11 protein-coding genes are annotated in these 16845 nt (G+C 67.1%); 9 read left to right on the top strand and 2 right to left on the bottom strand.

Annotated elements, in window-relative coordinates; translation table 11 throughout:
* Window positions 1-26: 26 nt before the first annotated feature.
* Entirely contained in the window at window positions 27-2735 is a 2709-nt protein-coding gene (gene tssH, locus CAL18_RS15485; RefSeq protein WP_094818239.1) for a type VI secretion system ATPase TssH, read from the top strand.
* Between the two features lie 15 nt (window positions 2736-2750).
* Here tssH and CAL18_RS15480 read toward each other — a convergent pair whose 3' ends face one another.
* On the bottom strand, window positions 2751-3962 hold the full coding sequence (locus CAL18_RS15480; protein WP_141217776.1) for an FHA domain-containing protein: 1212 nt from the start codon (window positions 3960-3962) through the stop codon (window positions 2751-2753).
* Window positions 3963-4191: 229 nt separating this feature from the next.
* Between CAL18_RS15480 and tssJ the strand changes: the two genes are divergently transcribed.
* Genes tssJ through CAL18_RS15450 form a run of 6 tightly spaced genes read left to right on the top strand, consistent with a single transcriptional unit; the run spans window position 4192 to window position 13311 of the window.
* Window positions 4192-4737: a type VI secretion system lipoprotein TssJ gene (gene tssJ / locus CAL18_RS15475; protein WP_094818237.1), complete on the top strand. Its 546-nt coding sequence runs from the start codon at window positions 4192-4194 to the stop codon at window positions 4735-4737.
* 55 nt (window positions 4738-4792) lie between these two features.
* Complete coding sequence (gene tssK, locus CAL18_RS15470; protein ID WP_094818236.1) at window positions 4793-6127, top strand: type VI secretion system baseplate subunit TssK; 1335 nt, start codon at window positions 4793-4795, stop codon at window positions 6125-6127.
* Window positions 6128-6145: 18 nt separating this feature from the next.
* Window positions 6146-7429 carry a DotU family type VI secretion system protein gene (locus CAL18_RS15465; protein ID WP_026639047.1) on the top strand — a complete coding sequence of 428 codons (1284 nt, stop codon included), beginning with the start codon at window positions 6146-6148 and terminating at the stop codon, window positions 7427-7429.
* The gene (gene tssM, locus CAL18_RS15460) at window positions 7426-11037 is read left to right on the top strand and encodes a type VI secretion system membrane subunit TssM (RefSeq protein ID WP_094818235.1); all 3612 of its coding nucleotides are present in this window, start codon (window positions 7426-7428) and stop codon (window positions 11035-11037) included. Before CAL18_RS15465 ends, tssM begins: the two co-directional genes overlap by 4 nt.
* Before the next feature lie 19 nt (window positions 11038-11056).
* The gene (gene tagF, locus CAL18_RS15455; protein ID WP_026639049.1) at window positions 11057-11761 is read left to right on the top strand and encodes a type VI secretion system-associated protein TagF; all 705 of its coding nucleotides are present in this window, start codon (window positions 11057-11059) and stop codon (window positions 11759-11761) included.
* Between the two features lie 47 nt (window positions 11762-11808).
* A complete protein-coding gene (locus tag CAL18_RS15450) occupies window positions 11809-13311 on the top strand; it encodes a PEGA domain-containing protein (protein ID WP_094797300.1) in 1503 nt (500 codons plus the stop codon).
* Window positions 13312-14317: 1006 nt separating this feature from the next.
* On the opposite strand, the gene CAL18_RS15445 is transcribed toward CAL18_RS15450, so the two are convergent.
* A complete protein-coding gene (locus tag CAL18_RS15445; RefSeq protein WP_038852103.1) occupies window positions 14318-15145 on the bottom strand; it encodes a response regulator transcription factor in 828 nt (275 codons plus the stop codon).
* A 336-nt stretch (window positions 15146-15481) separates the two neighbouring features.
* On the opposite strand from CAL18_RS15445, the gene CAL18_RS15440 reads away from it, so the two are divergent.
* Both CAL18_RS15440 and CAL18_RS15435 read left to right on the top strand, forming a co-directional pair.
* Complete coding sequence (locus CAL18_RS15440) at window positions 15482-16009, top strand: META domain-containing protein (RefSeq protein WP_026638895.1); 528 nt, start codon at window positions 15482-15484, stop codon at window positions 16007-16009.
* Window positions 16010-16066: 57 nt separating this feature from the next.
* Window positions 16067-16816, top strand: a complete 750-nt coding sequence (locus CAL18_RS15435; RefSeq protein WP_026638894.1) for a sulfurtransferase — start codon at window positions 16067-16069, stop codon at window positions 16814-16816.
* The last annotated feature ends 29 nt before the right edge of the window (window positions 16817-16845 follow it).

The raw sequence follows: 16845 nt of genomic DNA, 5'->3' as shown, positions 1-16845 counted from the left end.
GTATTTTTCGCGGGAACTACAACGATATGTCCGACATTGGCCGCATTGATCTCTTCGGCAAACTCAACCCCCTGCTGTACCAGTCGCTGGAGGGCGCGACGTCGTTCTGCAAGCTGCGGGGCAACCCGTATGTGGAACTGGTGCACTGGATCCACCAGATCGTGCACACGCAGGACAGCGACCTGCACCGCATTGCGCGGCGCTTCGATGTCGACCTGGGGCGGCTGCAGGCCGATTTGACGCAGGCGCTGGACCAGCTGCCGCGCGGCGCAGGGTCGGTGTCCGACCTGTCGGAACACATCGACCACGCGGTGGAGCGCGCGTGGGTGCTGGGGTCGTTGCGCTATGGGGCCGGGCGCATCCGCGGCGGACACCTGATGGCCGGGCTGGTCAAGACCTATGCCCTGCGCAATGTCGTGCTGGGCATGTCGGACCAGTTTGCGCGCATTGTGCCGGACGTGCTGCTTGAGCAGCTGGATGATATTGTGCACGGCTCGCCCGAGGACGCGACCGCTCAGGCCGCAGAGGCCGCGCCCGCGGAGGGCGCCGCGCAAGGCGGTTCGGCGCTGTCGAAGTACGCGGTGGACCTTACCGCGCGGGCGCGCGCCGGCGAAATCGATCCGGTGTCCGGGCGCGACGAAGAGATCCGGCAGATTGTGGATATTCTGATGCGGCGCCGCCAGAACAATCCGCTGCTGGCCGGCGAGGCCGGCGTGGGCAAGACGGCCGTCGTGGAAGGGTTGGCGTTGCGGCTGGCCAGCGGCGATGTGCCGCCGCCGTTGCGCGACGTATCGCTGTATTTGCTGGATATTGGTCTGCTGCAGGCCGGCGCGGGAGTGAAGGGCGAGTTCGAGCAGCGCCTGCGCGGCGTGATCGACGAGGTGCAGGCAAGCCCCAGCCCCATCGTGCTGTTCATCGACGAGATCCACACCCTGGTGGGCGCAGGAGGCGCCGCGGGCACCGGCGACGCGGCAAACCTGCTCAAGCCCGCGCTGGCGCGCGGGCAGTTGCGCACCATCGGCGCGACAACGTGGTCCGAATACAAGAAGTACATCGAGAAAGACCCCGCCCTGACCCGCCGCTTCCAGGTGGTGCAGATACACGAGCCCAGCGAGCCGCGTGCCCTGGGCATGTTGCGCGGACTGGCGGGCACGCTCGAGGCGCATCACCAGGTGCTGCTGCTGGATGAGGCGATCGATGCGGCGGTGTCTTTGTCGCACCGGTATATCCCCGCGCGGCAGTTGCCGGACAAGGCGGTCGCGCTGCTGGACACGGCATGCGCGCGTGTGGCGGTAAGCCAGCATGCGGTGCCCGCCGCGCTGGAGGACGCGCGCCGGCGCATCGAGGCGCTGGAGATCGAGCTGCGCATCGCCACGCGAGAAGCGCGGCTGGGCGCGGGCGTCGAAGGGCGCGAGGCGCAGGTAGAAGCGGCGCTGGCGCAGGCCCGGGCGCAAGAGGAAGAGCTGGCCGGACGCTGGGAAGCCGAACGGGCGCTGGCCGCGCGCGTTTTCGAGTTGCGCCGCGAGCTGGACCAGGGTGCGCCGCTGGAGGATGCCCGGCAGGCGGAGCAAGCGCCTGCGGCCGGGGCGGACGAGCCGCAGGCCGGCCGCACGGACGGCACGCCTGCCGCTTCGTCGGCGCGAGACCCCGAGCAGGTGCGCGCAGAGCTGGCGCAGGCGCAGCAGGAGCTGGCGCAGCGCCAGGGCGAGTCGGCGCTGATCTATCCCGCCGTGGATGCGGCGGCGGTGGCGTCGGTGGTGGCCGATTGGACGGGCATACCGGTAGGGCGCATGGTGCGCGACGAGGCCGAATCGGTGCTGCGCCTGGCCGATACGCTGGAGCAGCGGGTAATCGGGCAACGTCACGGCCTGGAGGCGATTGCGCGCCGGATCCAGACTTCGCGCGCCAAGCTGACCGATCCGCACAAGCCGGTGGGCGTGTTCCTGCTTTGCGGCCCCAGCGGCGTGGGCAAGACGGAAACGGCCCTGGCGCTGGCCGAAGCGCTGTACGGCGGCGAGCAGAACCTTATCTCGATCAACATGAGCGAGTTCCAGGAGTCGCATACCGTATCTACGCTGAAGGGAGCGCCGCCGGGCTACGTGGGCTATGGCGAGGGCGGCGTGCTGACCGAAGCAGTACGGCGCCGCCCCTACAGCGTGGTGCTGCTGGACGAGGTGGAAAAAGCCCATGCCGATGTGCACGAGATCTTCTTCCAGGTGTTCGACAAGGGCTGGATGGAGGACGGCGAAGGCCGCTATATCGACTTCCGCAACACCATCATCATCCTTACCTCGAACGTCGGCACCGAACTCATTGCCAACTTGTGCCGCGACCCTGCGCTGATGCCCGACGCCGAAGGCCTGGCGGCGGCGCTGCGCGAGCCCTTGCTCCAGACGTTTCCCGCGGCCCTGCTGGGCCGGCTGGTGGCGGTGCCGTATCTGCCGCTGTCGGACGACATGCTGGCGCGCATCGTCGACCTGCAATTCGAGCGGGTGCGCCGGCGGCTGCACGACCATCACGGTATTGCGCTGGACGTCAGCCCTGACGCGACGAAACTGGTGGTGGCCCGCTGCACCGAAGTGGAGTCGGGCGGGCGCATGGTCGATGCGATCTTGACGAACACCGTGCTGCCGCAGATCAGCCGCGAGCTGCTGACGGCGTCGATGGACGGGCGCACGGTGCGCGCCGTCAAGCTGGAAGCCGCCGACGGCGACTTCCGTTACCGCTATGAGTAATGCAATGCCGCGCCGCTATTTGCGGGGCGGCTTGCCGGACGGATCGGCCGGATCTTCCTGCCGGACGCGGGCGGGCCGGAGGTAGGCGCCGTATTCGCGCAGGTGGTCGCGCGCGGCGCGCGCATCGTCGTCCTGCTGGCGCGGGGTGAGTGTTTCGGTGACCGGGTCGGAGCGGTGTCCGGCCAGCGGGTCGTGTGAAGGGAGCGTCGAAGGAGTGGAATCCGAGAAGACATTGTGTGCGCCTTCGGTGTTGTCGCCCAGCGCGTCGAGCGGATCGCGCAGGGGGCCCCGCACGTTGGCGTCGCCGCGCGGCAGCTGGCGCAGGGGATCTTCGGGGTTGCGCACCTGCGCCGACTCCAGGTCGAACGGGTGCGCGGACACGTCGGGCACACTGCCCACCGGCAAGGTGCCGGGGCCGAACAGATCGCTGAAAGGGTCGGACGCGGCGTCTGCCGGCGGCGCGGGTTCGGCGGCCAGCGGCAGGTCGAGGTCGTCCAGCGGCGCCTGGGGCAGCTGGCCGGCCGAAGCAAAGCCCGTGGGTGCGGCGTCCGGGAAAGCGGCGCTGGGCGCGGGTGCCGTAGGGGTGTCGGGCGCTTTTGGGGTGTCTGACACGCTGCGCGAGTCAGACTCCTGGACGGTGGTGATTGTGTCCCGAGGCGGGGCGGAAGTTTGTTCGGCCGGAGCCTGGGCCGCCGGCGCGGCTTCGGCTGCAACGGGGGCGGGCGTAGGCTCGGCGGCAGCAACCGGGCCCGAGGCGGGGGCCGCAACGCGCGCCGGGGGAATCGCAGGGGGGGCGTCTTGATGCGATGCGTATGCCGCCGCGGGCGCAAGTTCCGCGTCATCCAGCAGCGGGCTTTCGAGCAAGGGGTCGGGCTCGGCCAGGACGGCCGCCGGGGCGGCGGCCGCGGCGACGGCCGCCGGGTCTTCGGCCTGGATCCGGTAGGGCCCGATCACAAGTTCGTCGCCTGGGGCCAGGGGCACTTCCTGGTCGCGCCCGATGGCGCGGCCATTGATGCTTACCGCGCCCATGCTGCTGAGGTTGACGAGATAGCAGGCGCCGTGGCTGATGCGCACCGCCGCCTGCACCCGGCATACGCTGCGGTCGGCGTCCGGCAGGGGCAAGTCGGTGTCGGGGGAGCGACCCAGTGTGCCGCCGGGGGCCTGGAACACTGCGGATATTGCCGAGGCAGCCGGCTGGTCGGGGCGGGGCAGAACCGTGAGTCTCATCAGGAAGGTCTCCGATACATCGCGCGCGGGCAAGCGCGGGCGCAAGTGCCGATGATAGCCATCGGCTGCCCGCGAAATGATGACGGGCGGTTAGAAAAGGATATCGAAGCGCGCAACAGACTAGCGTTACCGTAACAGTAGTAACTATTTCTGTATTTGCACGACAGTTTCTTGTTTTTCCCTTGTGATACACCCTTTGTCCATGATCCTTGGAGGCTTTTCGCGAATTATGTGGTTTCGTAATTCAGGAATTCTTACGTTTAGAGGGTTATGCGCGAGCGTTGTTGCAATACTTATGCTCGCGGGATGTTCATCCACCGCGCGCCGCGTACCGGTGCCGTATGCGATCGAACTGACTGCCGACGCGCAGGTGAATCCTGACGCGAACGGGCGCCCGTCGCCTATACAGATCACGGTGTACGAACTGAGCTCATCGAGCGGATTCGAGTCGCGCGACTTTTTCTCGTTGCAGACGGATCCGCAGGCCGCTTTGGGCAAAGAACTGTTGAACACGGACCAGGCCATCCTTCGCCCCGGCGAAACCAAGATATTGCAGTACGCGGGTAGCGCAGAGGCGCGCATGGTCGGCATTGTGGCGGCCTATCGCGACCTGGAGAAAAGCCATTGGCGCCTGGTGGTGCCGTTGCCCGAAGCGCAGAACACCAACATTTATAAGGTTTGGCAGTTCTCGCCCAACGAAGAGACGATAAAGATATCGGTCAAGGACAACGGCCTGGCCGTCACCGACCGCGAACGTTCCTGGTGGCCGTTCTAGGCGCACACGGGCCGCGGGCCGGCCCCCACCTGCAAACTTAACTGCAAACTGACACATGGCGGAAAAGAACAAAGTCGTTTGGACAGAGGGGATGTTTCTGCGCCCCCAGCATTTTCAGCAGTTCGAGCGCTATATCGAAGGGCTGGTGCAGCGGCGCGCCGGGCCGTTGCACGGGTTTTTCTGGGGCTTCAGCGACCTGGCGCTGGACCAGGACGCCCTGGCGGTAGGCAAACTGGTGCTGACACAGGCGCGCGGGGTGCTGCCGGACGGCACCCCGTTCGAATTCGCGCACCCGGACGATGCGCCGCCGGCGCTGGACGTGCCCGAACATGCCCAGGATGTGCGGGTCATGTTGGCCCTGCCTCGCGTTCGGCCCGGGGCCACCGATGTGCAGTACGAAGACGAACCCGATTCACTGGCGCGCTATCTGGTGCAAGAGGCCGAAGTGGAAGACTCCGGCTCGATGGGCCTGGAGCCCGCCCTCTTGCAGCTGGGCAAGCTGCGTCTGCGGCTGATGCTGGAAACCGATCTTGGCGACGAATGGCTGGGCCTGGGCGTGGCCAGGGTGCAGGAGCGCCGCGCCGACAATCGTGTGGTGCTCGATGACCGCTATGTGCCGCCATGGCTTGCAGCGGGCACGCAGCCGTTGCTGCTTGGCTATGTGCAGGAACTCTATGGCTTGCTCAACGCGCGCAGCGAGGCGCTGGCGGCGCGCCTGTCCCAGCCCGGCCGCGGCGGTGTGTCCGAGGTATCGGACTTCATGCTGCTGGAAACCGTCAACCGCTATATCGGCGCGCTGTGGCATGCCCGCCAGTCCGAATGGCAGCATCCCGAGCGCCTGTTCCACGACTGGCTGATGCTGGCCTGCGATCTGGCCACCTATACCGCGGCCTCGCGCCGCCCCGAGGTGCTGCCCGAATACCAGCACGACGACCTGCAGTCCACCTTCGGCACACTGATGAATGAGCTGCGCCGTTCGCTGTCGGCGGTGCTGGAGCAGCATGCGCTGCAGATCCCGCTGCAAGACCGTGGCCAGGGCGTGCGCGTGGCGCAGATCCCCGACCTGGAGCTGTTGCGCACGGCCGGGTTCGTGCTGGCGGTACACGCCGACATGCCCTCGGACACCGTGCGCTCGCGTTTCCCCGCACAGGTCAAGATCGGGCCGGTCGAGCGCATCCGCGACCTTGTGCACTTGCAGCTGCCCGGCGTGGTCGTGCGAGCCTTGCCGGTGGCGCCGCGCCAGATTCCCTACAGCGCCGGCCATGTGTACTTCGAATTGGACAAGGGCGGCGATTTCTGGAAACAGCTCGAGCGCACGGGCGCGCTGGCCCTGCACCTGGCCGGCGAGTTTCCGGGGCTTTCCATGGAATTCTGGGCCTTGCGCGACTAGGCACCGTCCGGAGACATCATGCACGCTTCCGATACTGCTCTGCCCGGCCCGCTGGGCGGAGGAATCCCAGAAGGGTCCGCATCGGCGTCAGGCCGGATGCGGCCTCACGAATATGTCATCAGCGGCTCCAACCCGCTGGTGGCCGCCGCGAATCCGCTGCTGGACCTGATCCCGCAGATACGCGCCACCACTACGCATCCGTCGCCCGCGATGCTGCGCGAGCACCTGCTGGACGAAATCCGCCAGTTCGAGCTGCGGGCGCAGCAGGCCGGCATTCCCAATGAAACCATATTGGGGGCGCGCTATTGCCTGTGCACGGCGCTGGACGAAGCGGCCGCGCTTACCCCCTGGGGCGGCAACGGCGTGTGGTCGGCGCACAGCCTGCTCGTCACCTTCCACAATGAAACGTGGGGCGGCGAGAAGTTCTTCCAGTTGCTGGCCAAGCTGTCGCAGAACCCCAGCCAGCATCTGGACCTGCTGGAACTGCTGTACTACTGCCTGGTGCTGGGCTTTGAAGGCCGTTACCGCGTGGCCGACAATGGCCGTTCCCAGCTCGAAACCCTGCGCCAGCGCCTGCTGCGCATTCTGCGGACGGCGCGCGGCGATTATCCGCGCGCCCTGTCGCCGCACTGGCAGGACGTGCCGGCGCAGACCCAACTGCGGCGCCTGCCGGTGCCGCTATGGGTGTTCGGCGCGCTGGCGGGCGTGCTGGCGCTGGCGATCTACTGGGCGCTGGCCTTCAGCCTGAGCCGTCAGTCCGATGATGTATTCGCTGCCGTCAGCGCCTTGCGGCCGCCCACGGTGCAGATCGCGCCGGTGCGCCGTCCGGCCCCGTCGCCGCGCCTGGCGGTGTTCCTGGCGCCCGAGATCCGCGACGATCTGGTAACCGTGCGCGACGAGGTGGACCGCAGCGTCGTGGTGTTGCGCGGCGACGGGCTGTTCGAGTCGGGCTCGGCCTCGGTGCGCGAACAGTATCTGCCCGTGTTGTCGCGCGTGGCCGACGCCCTGCGCGAAACCGAGGGCAATATCCTGGTGCGCGGCTACACCGACAATATCCCCATGCGCGGGGCGCGCTATCCGTCGAACTGGCATTTGTCGCAGGCGCGCGCCGACGCAGTGAAAGAACTGCTGGAATCGCGCCTGGACAACCCGCAGCGCGTGCGCGCCGAAGGCCGCGGCGATGCCGACCCGGTGGCGCCCAATGATACGGCGGCCGGGCGCGCCCGCAATCGCCGTGTCGAAATCACGCTGATGGTGCCGCCGGTGCCTCGTTCGGAGACAGTCGAAGGTGCGCCGCAATGATTCATAACGTCTTTGGATTCCTGTTCAGCCGGGGGCTGTGGAACTTCTTCGGGCTGGTGGCGCTGGCCCTGCTGGTGTGGATCGCCGGGCCCCTGCTCGCCATAGGGTCGACGCGCCCGCTGGAAAGCGAGACCACTCGCATCATCGTCATTGCCGTGATGTTCGGCCTGTGGCTGTTGCGCGTGCTGTGGCGCAAGTGGCGCGAAGGCCGGCTCAACGCGCAGCTGCTGGGCCAGTTGCGCAAACCCTCTGCCAAGAAGAAGGTGGCGCCCGAGCCGGGCAACCCCGAGATCCGCCAGCTTGAAGAGCGTTTCAACGAGGCCGTGGAGTTGCTGCGCAAGACGCGCTTCGAAGGCGACAAGCGCAGGCTGTCGCTCGACCGGTTCTCCAAGCAGTATCTGTATCAGCTGCCCTGGTACGTAATTATCGGCGCGCCGGGCGCGGGCAAGACGACCGCGCTGGTGAACTCGGGCCTGAATTTTCCGCTGGCCGACCGCTTCGGCAAGGTGGCGCTGCGCGGCGTGGGCGGCACGCGCAACTGCGACTGGTGGTTTACCGACGACGCGGTGCTGCTCGACACGGCGGGGCGCTATACCACCCACGAAAGCGACCCGACGGGCGACGAGGAAGAGTGGAAAGGCTTTCTGCGGCTGTTGGGCAAATACCGGGGACGCCAGCCGATCAATGGCGCGATGCTGACGGTCAGTGTCGAAGACTTGCTGGCGTCGTCGGATGCCGAGCGCGTGCAGCATGCCGCGGTGCTGCGCCGCCGGCTGCAGGAATTGCGCGAGCAGCTGGGCATCCAGTTTCCGGTGTATGTGCTGGTGACCAAGGCGGACCTGCTGTCGGGTTTCGAAGAATACTTCGCCTCGTTCAGCCGCGAAGACTTGTCGCAGGTGTGGGGCTTTACGCTGCCGTATACGCGCACGCAGGAGCCCGGCTTCGATCTGTACGAGGCCTTTCATGCCGAGTACCGGCTGTTGCAGCAGCGGCTGGACGCGGCGCTGCCGGAAGTGCTGGCTGCCGAAACCGACGGCGCCCGGCGCGCACGCGCCTATATGCTGCCGCAGCAGTTCGCCGGCCTGCAGGCCGTGCTGGGCCATTTCCTGAGCGATGTGTTTGCCACGTCCAAGTACGAGGCGCGCCTGGTGCCGCGCGGCGTGTACTTCACCAGCGGCACCCAGGGCGGCGAAACCTTCGACCAGGTCACCGGCCACCTCAAGCGCTACCTGCGCATTGACGGCGGTCTCGCGCCTGCGGCCACGGCTCCCGGCGAAGGGGAAGGGCGCAGCTACTTCCTGAAGGGCCTGCTGCAGGACGTCATCTTCCGCGAGGCGGGCCTGGCCGGTCGCAACCTGCGCTGGGAGCGGCGCTACCGCCGCCTGCACTGGGCGGGATACGGCCTGATTGCGGCGTTGCTGGTGGCATTGCTCGTGGGCTGGGCGGTCAGCTATCGCAACAACAAGGGCTACGTGGCCGAAGTCGATCGGCGCGTGCCCACGGTGGAAAAGCTGGGGCGCGACATCAAGATCACGCGCGCGGGCGATGTGCTGGGGCTGATGCCTTTCCTGGACAGCCTGTGGTACCTGCCCCGGCATGCCAACTTCGAGCTGGATTCGCCGCCCCTGAGCTACCAGTTCGGCTTGTACCAGGGGCAGAAGCTGCAGGCGGCCGCGCAAGGGGTTTATCGCGATACGCTGGAGCAGGTGCTGTTGCCGCAGATTGCGCGGCGCATCGAGACGGCGTTGCGCAATGCCGCGCCCAACGATCTGGAGTTTTCGTACGAAGCGCTGCGCGCCTACCTGATGCTGTACGAGGCGGACCACTATGACGCCGAGTTCATGCACGCGTGGCTGCTGTCGGACATGCAGAAAACCTTGCCCGAGGGCTATACCCGGCGCCAGTATGACCTGATGTCGCTGCACCTGCGCAATCTGGTGCAGGGGCGCGTGCTGTCGTCGCCGTTCCCGCGCGACGATGACCTGGTGCAAAAGGCGCGCGACAACCTGGCGCGCTACACGCTGGCGCAACGCGCCTACAGCAGGTTGCGCCGCATGCTGGCCAATGACGAGCCGGGGCGCGAGCACACCGCGATCACCCTGGGCGGGCCGCAGGCCAGCGCCGTGTTCGTGCGCAAGAGCGGCAAGCCGCTGACCCAGGGCATCCCGTCGCTGTACAGCTACGACGGCTACTGGAAGGTGTTCAACCAGCGCGTGTCGCGCGTGGCCGACCTGCTGCGCCAGGACGACGCCTGGGTGCTGAATATCGAGGCTCCCGGGATTCTGGACCAGCGCGCCCAGCAGCAGCTGATCGTGGATATCAAGCGGCTGTACATGAATGACTATGTGCAGCAGTGGGACGCATACTTGAACGACCTGCAGTTGGCGCCCACTACCTCGCTGCTTGAAAACATCCAGATGGCGCGCACGCTGTCGGCGCCGGAGTCGCCGCTGGTCAAGCTGGTGCAGGGCGTGGCGCGCGAGACGTCGCTGCTGCGCGACACCGGCGATGGCCAGTCGTTGATGGACCAGGCTCGCAACCGGGTCAGCAGCACGCGCGAGGCCCTGGAGCAGATGTTCGGCCCCACCGGGCCCAGCGCGGCCGTGCGCGCCGACGCGACGGACGATAAGCTGGAACGCATTGTCGATCTGCATTTCGAGCCGTACCGGCGCCTGGCGCGAAGCGAAGGCCAGGGCGTGCCGCCCGCCATCGCCGCCACCACCGGGCTGATCAATGAGCTGTACACCTACCTGACCGCTGCCGACGCCGCGTTGCGCAGCGCCAGCCCGGCCCCCGGCTCGGACGTTGTGACCAAGCTGCGCGCCGAGGCCGGCAGGCTGCCCGAGCCCCTGCGCGATCTGCTCAATACCCTGTCTGTGAAGGCGTCCGGCGAAATATCCGAAGCCACGCGCGAGCGGCTGGGCGACACCGTTACGGCGACGATCGGGCTGTTCTGCCGCCAGTCCATCGCGGGGCGCTATCCGTTTTCCAGCAGTTCCACGCGCGATGTCGCGCCCAATGATATGGCGCGCCTGTTCGGGCCCAATGGCATGATGGATGACTTCTTCCAGAAGCATCTGGCCACGCAGATCGATGTGTCGGGGTCGCGCTGGCGCTTCAAGCCGGGCATCGACGGCCAGCAAGGGGACAAGGCAGCCTACCTGGATTCGTTCCAGCGCGCCGGCGTCATCCGCGATGTGTATTTCACGGCAGGCAGCCCACTGCCGTCGTACCGGGTGGCCATCCGGCCCCTGGAAATGGATGCCGAGATCACGCAATTCCTGATGGACGTCGACGGACAGACGGTGCGTTATGCCCACGGCCCGCAAGTAGCCACCAATGTGCAGTGGCCGGGCCCGCGCGGCACCAACCAGGCGCGTATCGAGCTCACGCCGCAGACCGGCTCGGCGGGCGTGTCGGCGTCGGGTCCGTGGGCGCTGAATCGGCTGCTGGACAAGGCGCAGTTGCGCCGCGGAGCCTCGCCCGAGATCACCATCGCGACATTCGACTTCAACGGCCGCAAGGTCGTGCTTGAAATCACGGCCAGCAGCGTGAAAAGTCCTTTCCATCTTGCCGAAATGCAGGGATTTTCCTGCCCCGGGCGCTAAAGACCAGAAGGGATCCGACATGGACCATGCAACGGAGAAACTGGGGTGGTACGGCAAGATTCCGGCCGCGGGGGATTTTGTGCACCGACGCCTGCCGCGCGAACTGATCGCCTGGTGGGACAGGTGGCTGCAATACGGGCTGGCAGCCCTGAAGCAGGCGCCCGACGAAGGCGCTGTGCGCAGCTTTGCCCATGCGCCGATCTGGAACTTTGCGATTCCGTCCGGCCCCAGCGGCAACGGAGCGCAACTGGGCTGCATCGGGCCCAGCCGCGACCGGGTCGGGCGCGTGTATCCGCTATGCGTCGTCATGACCGTATCGCCCGATGACTATCACAGCGGCATGCTGGAAGGCGCCACCGATTACTACCGGCAGATTGGCGCATGCATGCTGTCGGCCGTCCGCCACGGCTGCGCCGCAGAACAGTTCGACCGCGAGCTTAAGGAAATCCGCACGCCCGGCGCCTTGCCGCCCGTGGAACGGTCCAGCGGCAGCGACATCATGGACATACTCAATGCCGGGCTGGAAAGCGGCGCGGCGCCCGTGGCCGCGCGCAGCCTGGCTGCCTGGGCCGACCTGCCTTTCTGCTTCAACCCAAGTTCGCACACCAGCTACTGGTGGACCAACCAGACCGATGGCGCCGCGCTGCAGACCTACGTGCATGGCGGCGCGCTGAACGCCGCCTTGTTTACCCGGCTGTTCGCCTCGATGCCGGCCTGGCGCTAGGGCCGTCGGCTTGCAGGCAACCCAATACGTGCCCCGGAGTTCTTAGTATGAGCGCAACTTCCGCAACTTTGCCCCGCAGGGATACTGCCGGCGCCGGCCATCGGCCGCTGAGCGCGATCGCGGCAGCCGCCAGCGGCGGGGTGCCGCAGGCCAGGATCCTTCGCGTGCTGGCCGATGTGGCAGGCCCGCTGGCGGATTGGCACGCGCAAGGCCACGTGCATGGCGCGGTGGCCATGAGCACCATCGGCCTGGACAGTTCGGGACGCGCGCACTTGCTGGCGCCCCCGCTGGCGCCAGCGGCCGACGCCGAAGGCGCTGTGCGCATCAGGGGCTATGCCGCCTTCGAGCAATATACGGATGACCCGGAGCGGCCATGCGGCCCCTGGACGGATGTTTATGCGCTGAGCGCCGTGGCCCATGCCCTGGTGGTGGGGGCGCCGCCTCCGGACGCGCTGGCCCGCTGCGTGAAAGACGCTTATGTGCCGTTGCAGGGCCGGGATGTGGGCGCCTACGACGCCGGTTTCCTGCAGGCAATCGACCGCGGGCTCTCGATGACGCATGGCGCGCGTCCGGCCGACATGCAGGCCTGCGCCCAGGCATTCGGGTTCGCTCTTGCGCAGCCTGTGCCGCCCGAGCCGCAGGCCGCACCGGTGGAGCCCGAGCCCGACCTGCCCCCCGTGGCGGCGCCGCCGCGCGCCGTCGCCGGCCCGCGCGTACCCCTGCTGGTGATGCTGGGCGTGTTGGCCGCCGTGGCGCTTGCCGTGTATCTGTGGCTGCGTCCGGGCGCGCCGGGTTCGCAATCCGCCGGCCGCGCCGCTTCGCCTGTTGAACCCGCGCCTGAACCCGCGCCAGTGCCCGCGCCGCCGGCGTTGGCGGACCTTAACGCGCCGCGGTCGTCAGCGCCGCAGGGCCAGGGTGCGGGGGGCTCGCCGGCGCCTGAGGGGTCGGTGGACGCCGAAGGGGCGCCGTCCGGATCGGCTTCCTCGGACGGTCTCGTCCGGGGCGCGGATGGCGTACTGGCCCCGCCATCCCCCGATGGGTCGGCGACCCCGGCCGGCCCCGGCCCGGCGAACCCGGATCCCGCATTGCCGGGCGACGGCGATGCGCCGGGCGTGGCCGGCACGACGCAGCCGCCAAGCGCCGACGAGGCTGCCGCCGCGCCCGGCGGAGTTTCGGATCCGGCCGGCGGGGCTTCGGATGCGACCGGCGCCACCACGGCCCCGGACGCCCCGGGTGCAGACGGCACGGTAGACCCGGCGCAGACGGAAGGCGAAGAGCCGGGCGATACCGCGGCCGGTGAGCCGACGGCCGACGACGCGGAGCCGGTCGAGCCGGTGCAGGCGGCTGTGCCCGTCCGCGTCCATGTGCGGCCGTGGGGCGAAGTGATGGTAGATGGCCGCTCGCGAGGGATCAGCCCGCCGCTGACGCAGCTCACCCTGCCGCCCGGACGCCATCGCATCACCATCCGCAACCCCGCCGCGCCGGAATACAACACCACCATCGAGGTCAAGCCCGGCGGCGCAGCGTCGATTTCGCACGTATTCGAATAAGGCGCGCAGGCACCGCGCCGGCGTGCTGCGGTACAGCTCGGTGTCTGACACCCAGAGGGAGTCAGACACCTTCCGCGCGGCTCGGCGGCGATGCGGTGTCTGACACCGGAAAGGTGTCAGACACCTTGCGAAAGAGAAGAGGCGGCGGCCATTACATGCACTCCGGCTGAGCGGTACAGCTCGGTGTCTGACACCCGGAGGGAGTCAGACACCTTCCGCGCGGCTCGGCGGTAGTGCCCGGTGTCTGACACCGGAAAGGTGTCAGACACCTTGCGAAAGAGAAGAGGTGGCGGCCATTACATGCACTCTGGCTGGACGGTGCAGCTCGGTGTCTGACACCCGGAGGGAGTCAGACACCTTCCGCGCGGCTCGGCGGTAGTGCCTGGTGTCTGACACCGAAAGGTGTCAGACACCTTGCGAAAGAGAAGAGGCGGCGGCCATTACATGCACTCCGGCTGGACGGTGCAGCTCGGTGTCTGACACCCGGAGGGAGTCAGACACCTTCCGCGCGGCTCGGCGGCAGTGCCCGGTGTCTGACACCGGAAAGGTGTCAGACACCTTGCGAAAGAGAAGAGGCGGCGGCCATTACATGCGCACAGGGTGGACGGTGCAGCTCGGTGTCTGACACCCGGAGGGAGTCAGACACCTTCCGCGCGGCTCGGCGGCAGTGCCCGGTGTCTGACACCGAAAGGTGTCAGACACCTTGCGAAAGAGAAGAGGCGGCGGCCATTACATGCACACAGGGTGGACGGTGCAGCTCGGTGTCTGACACCCGGAGGGAGCAGACACCTTCCGCGCGGCTCGGCGGCAGTGCCCGGTGTCTGACACCGGAAAGGTGTCAGACACCTTGCGAAAGAGAAGAGGCGGCGGCCATTACATGCACACAGGGTGGACGGTACAGCTCGGTGTCTGACACCCGGAGGGAGTCAGACACCTTCCGCGCGGCTCGGCGGCAGTGCGGTGTCTGACACCGGAAAGGTGTCAGACACCTGCCTCGCGGCTGTTTTCAGCCAGCCAGGGCGACGCGGCCGGTCGTGGGGGTGGCTTCTTCTGGAGTGCCGGTATCGATGGAGACTTCGGCGGTGAACATGTAGCCCCAACCGTGCACGGCTTTGATGGGCAGGCGCATATGGACGGCAGCGGCCTTGCGCCGCATGCGGCTGATCATGACGTCGACGAACCTGCCGCGGCGTTCGCCGTCGGCGGCTTCGCCAGATTGCAGGCCGTCGGCAATCAGCGTGTCGCGGCTGACTTTTTTGTCCGGCGCCTGTATCAGGCGCAGCAGGAAGCCTCGTTCGGCCGTAGTCAGGGCAAGTTGCTGGCCGGTGGGCGCGATCAGGGTCCAGCCCTTGCTGGCCAGCCGCCAACCCGGCGGGAAGGCTGGCTCGGAATCGGCCGATGCGGTCGGGTGTTCGGCGTTTCCGGTGCGGCTGGCGACGGGGTCGTACGGCGGCGGGGCGGCTTCGGGCACGCGTCGCAACAGCGACTGGAACACCGCCGCCAGCTCCAGGCCGCCGGTGGTTACGTCCAGGCAGGCGTCGGCGCCGCACAAGAGCGTGCGCACCCGCGCCTCGCTATCGGCGGCAAAGGGCGCCAGCACGATGATGCCCAAGGTATGCCGCATGGCGCGCAACTGCGCCGTGGCCAGGTGTATCTTGGGCAGTGCGCCGGTCAGCACGATCAGCGAGACGGCCTGCTGCGATACGTGCGCGTACAGGTCGGCCAGTTCTGCGTACCGGCGAACGTTGAAACCCAGCTGTGCAAGATCGGCGATAGACGATGCATAAGCGGCGTCGTCATCGGTAAGAAACAGGACATCCAGCAGTTTATTCATGATTTCCGTCCCGCCGAAGGGACGAACACGGCCTTCCCGATGCCGGAGCGGGACCCGACTCTTTGAATAGGCGCGGGAGAGGAAAGCGCAGTTGTCCGCTGCAAGGCACGGCCAGCGCTGTGTTCATGGGGTGCAAGGGGAAATCGGTAAGCAGGAAAGGCGGTTCTTTGCCCGGAGCCGCGATAGAACGAAGGTCACTATTTAACCGCACTTGCCCGCGAGTGTGAACATCGCGCCTTGAATTTTGCATCGTCATGACTGTCTACGGTTGCTCTTGCAGCGCCTTGGCCCGCGACCGGCGCGGTACAGTAGCGGTTATTCATGTACGGAGCCACCATGCCGACCTCCTCGATTTTCCGAAGCCTGCAGCTTGTCGCCCTGGTTGGCGTGCTGAGCGGCTGCGCATCGTCGACCGGCCAGGCGGTCGCCAGGGGATCGGCCGCGGCGCATGCGGCCACCAGTGCCGATTCGCTCGCGCAAACCCGCTGGGAACTGACCCGCTGGACAGCCGCCGATGGCGCGGTGCGACCGCTTCCGCACGGCGATGGCGCCAGACCTGTCGAGTTGACCTTTCTCGCTCATGACGATCAGTACCGCGTCCAGGGGTATGCGGGCTGCAATCGCTACGCCGGCAATTACCGGTTGCAGGACGGCAAGTTGACGATATCCGCGCCTGCCGCCACACGCATGGCCTGCCCTACACCCGAGCTCGCGCAACTCGAGCGTGACTACCTGAATGCGCTGGCCGGTATCCAGACGTTCACCCTGGACAGCGGGGGCGCGCCGCGGCACCTCAGTTTCAACGTGCGCGATGGCGAAGTGCTCGAATTCACCCGCCGCCAGGACCCACCCACCCCCAGGTAGACGCCAGCAATTGTAATTACTTGTTTTAAAAATTGCGACTTACTTCAAAAACGCTTCATGTCCGTTACAAATATCGCCGCCTATAAATTCGTGTCGCTGGACGATTTGCCCGGGCTGCGCGCCGAGATGCTGGAACGCGCAACGAGCCTTGCCCTGAAGGGGACAGTGCTGCTAGCGCCAGAAGGCATCAACCTGTTCCTGGCCGGCGGCCGTTCTGACATCGACGCCTTCTTGCTCTGGCTGCGGTCAGACGAACGTTTTGCCGAGCTTGACGTGAAATTCAGCCAGTCCGCCCAGGCGCCGTTTCGTCGGCTGCGCGTGAAGATCAAGCGCGAGATCATTCGCATGGACCACCCCGCCATCCGGCCGGAAGCGGGCCGGGCGCCGGCGGTGGCCCCGGCCACCCTGGCGCGCTGGCTGGAAAGCGGCGCCGACGACCAGGGCCGGCCCGTGGTCATGCTGGATACCCGCAATGCCTTCGAAGTCGATGCCGGCACCTTCGAGGGCGCCATCGACTGGCGCATCGAGCGTTTTACGCAGTTTCCTGCGGCGGTGCAGGCGCATCGCGACGCGTTGCGGGGCAAGACCGTCGTCAGTTTCTGTACGGGCGGCATCCGCTGCGAGAAGGCGGCGCTGTATATGGCCGAAACGGGTATCGAGCACGTCTACCAACTGGAAGGGGGCATCCTGAAGTACTTCGAAGAAACCGGCGGCAAAGGGTTCAAGGGCCATTGCTTCGTGTTCGATGAGCGCGTGGCCCTGGATGCGGCGTTGGCTCCGGTTGCCGACGTGCCGGCCGCTGCCTAGGCGCCCCATGCCACCGATTGTGCCGTGGC

The sequence above is a fragment of the Bordetella genomosp. 7 genome, from assembly GCF_002261415.1.
Classification (GTDB): Bacteria; Pseudomonadota; Gammaproteobacteria; order Burkholderiales; family Burkholderiaceae_B; genus Bordetella_A.
Note: the sequence above shows the minus strand (reverse complement) of the source record. Positions and strands in the feature narration are given on the sequence as shown.

Bases quoted from the DNA above. Each gene is read 5' to 3' on its own strand.
- CAL18_RS15450 (WP_094797300.1), top strand. From the start codon at position 11,809: ATGAGCGCAACTTCCGCAACTTTGCCCCGCAGGGATACTGCCGGCGCC.
- CAL18_RS15465 (WP_026639047.1), top strand. From the start codon at position 6,146: ATGCACGCTTCCGATACTGCTCTGCCCGGCCCGCTGGGCGGAGGAATC.
- CAL18_RS15440 (WP_026638895.1), top strand. From the start codon at position 15,482: ATGCCGACCTCCTCGATTTTCCGAAGCCTGCAGCTTGTCGCCCTGGTT.
- CAL18_RS15435 (WP_026638894.1), top strand. From the start codon at position 16,067: ATGTCCGTTACAAATATCGCCGCCTATAAATTCGTGTCGCTGGACGAT.
- CAL18_RS15480 (WP_141217776.1), bottom strand. From the start codon at position 3,962: ATGAGACTCACGGTTCTGCCCCGCCCCGACCAGCCGGCTGCCTCGGCA.
- CAL18_RS15445 (WP_038852103.1), bottom strand. From the start codon at position 15,145: ATGAATAAACTGCTGGATGTCCTGTTTCTTACCGATGACGACGCCGCT.
- tssH (WP_094818239.1), top strand. From the start codon at position 27: ATGTCCGACATTGGCCGCATTGATCTCTTCGGCAAACTCAACCCCCTG.
- tssK (WP_094818236.1), top strand. From the start codon at position 4,793: ATGGCGGAAAAGAACAAAGTCGTTTGGACAGAGGGGATGTTTCTGCGC.
- tssM (WP_094818235.1), top strand. From the start codon at position 7,426: ATGATTCATAACGTCTTTGGATTCCTGTTCAGCCGGGGGCTGTGGAAC.
- tagF (WP_026639049.1), top strand. From the start codon at position 11,057: ATGGACCATGCAACGGAGAAACTGGGGTGGTACGGCAAGATTCCGGCC.
- tssJ (WP_094818237.1), top strand. From the start codon at position 4,192: ATGTGGTTTCGTAATTCAGGAATTCTTACGTTTAGAGGGTTATGCGCG.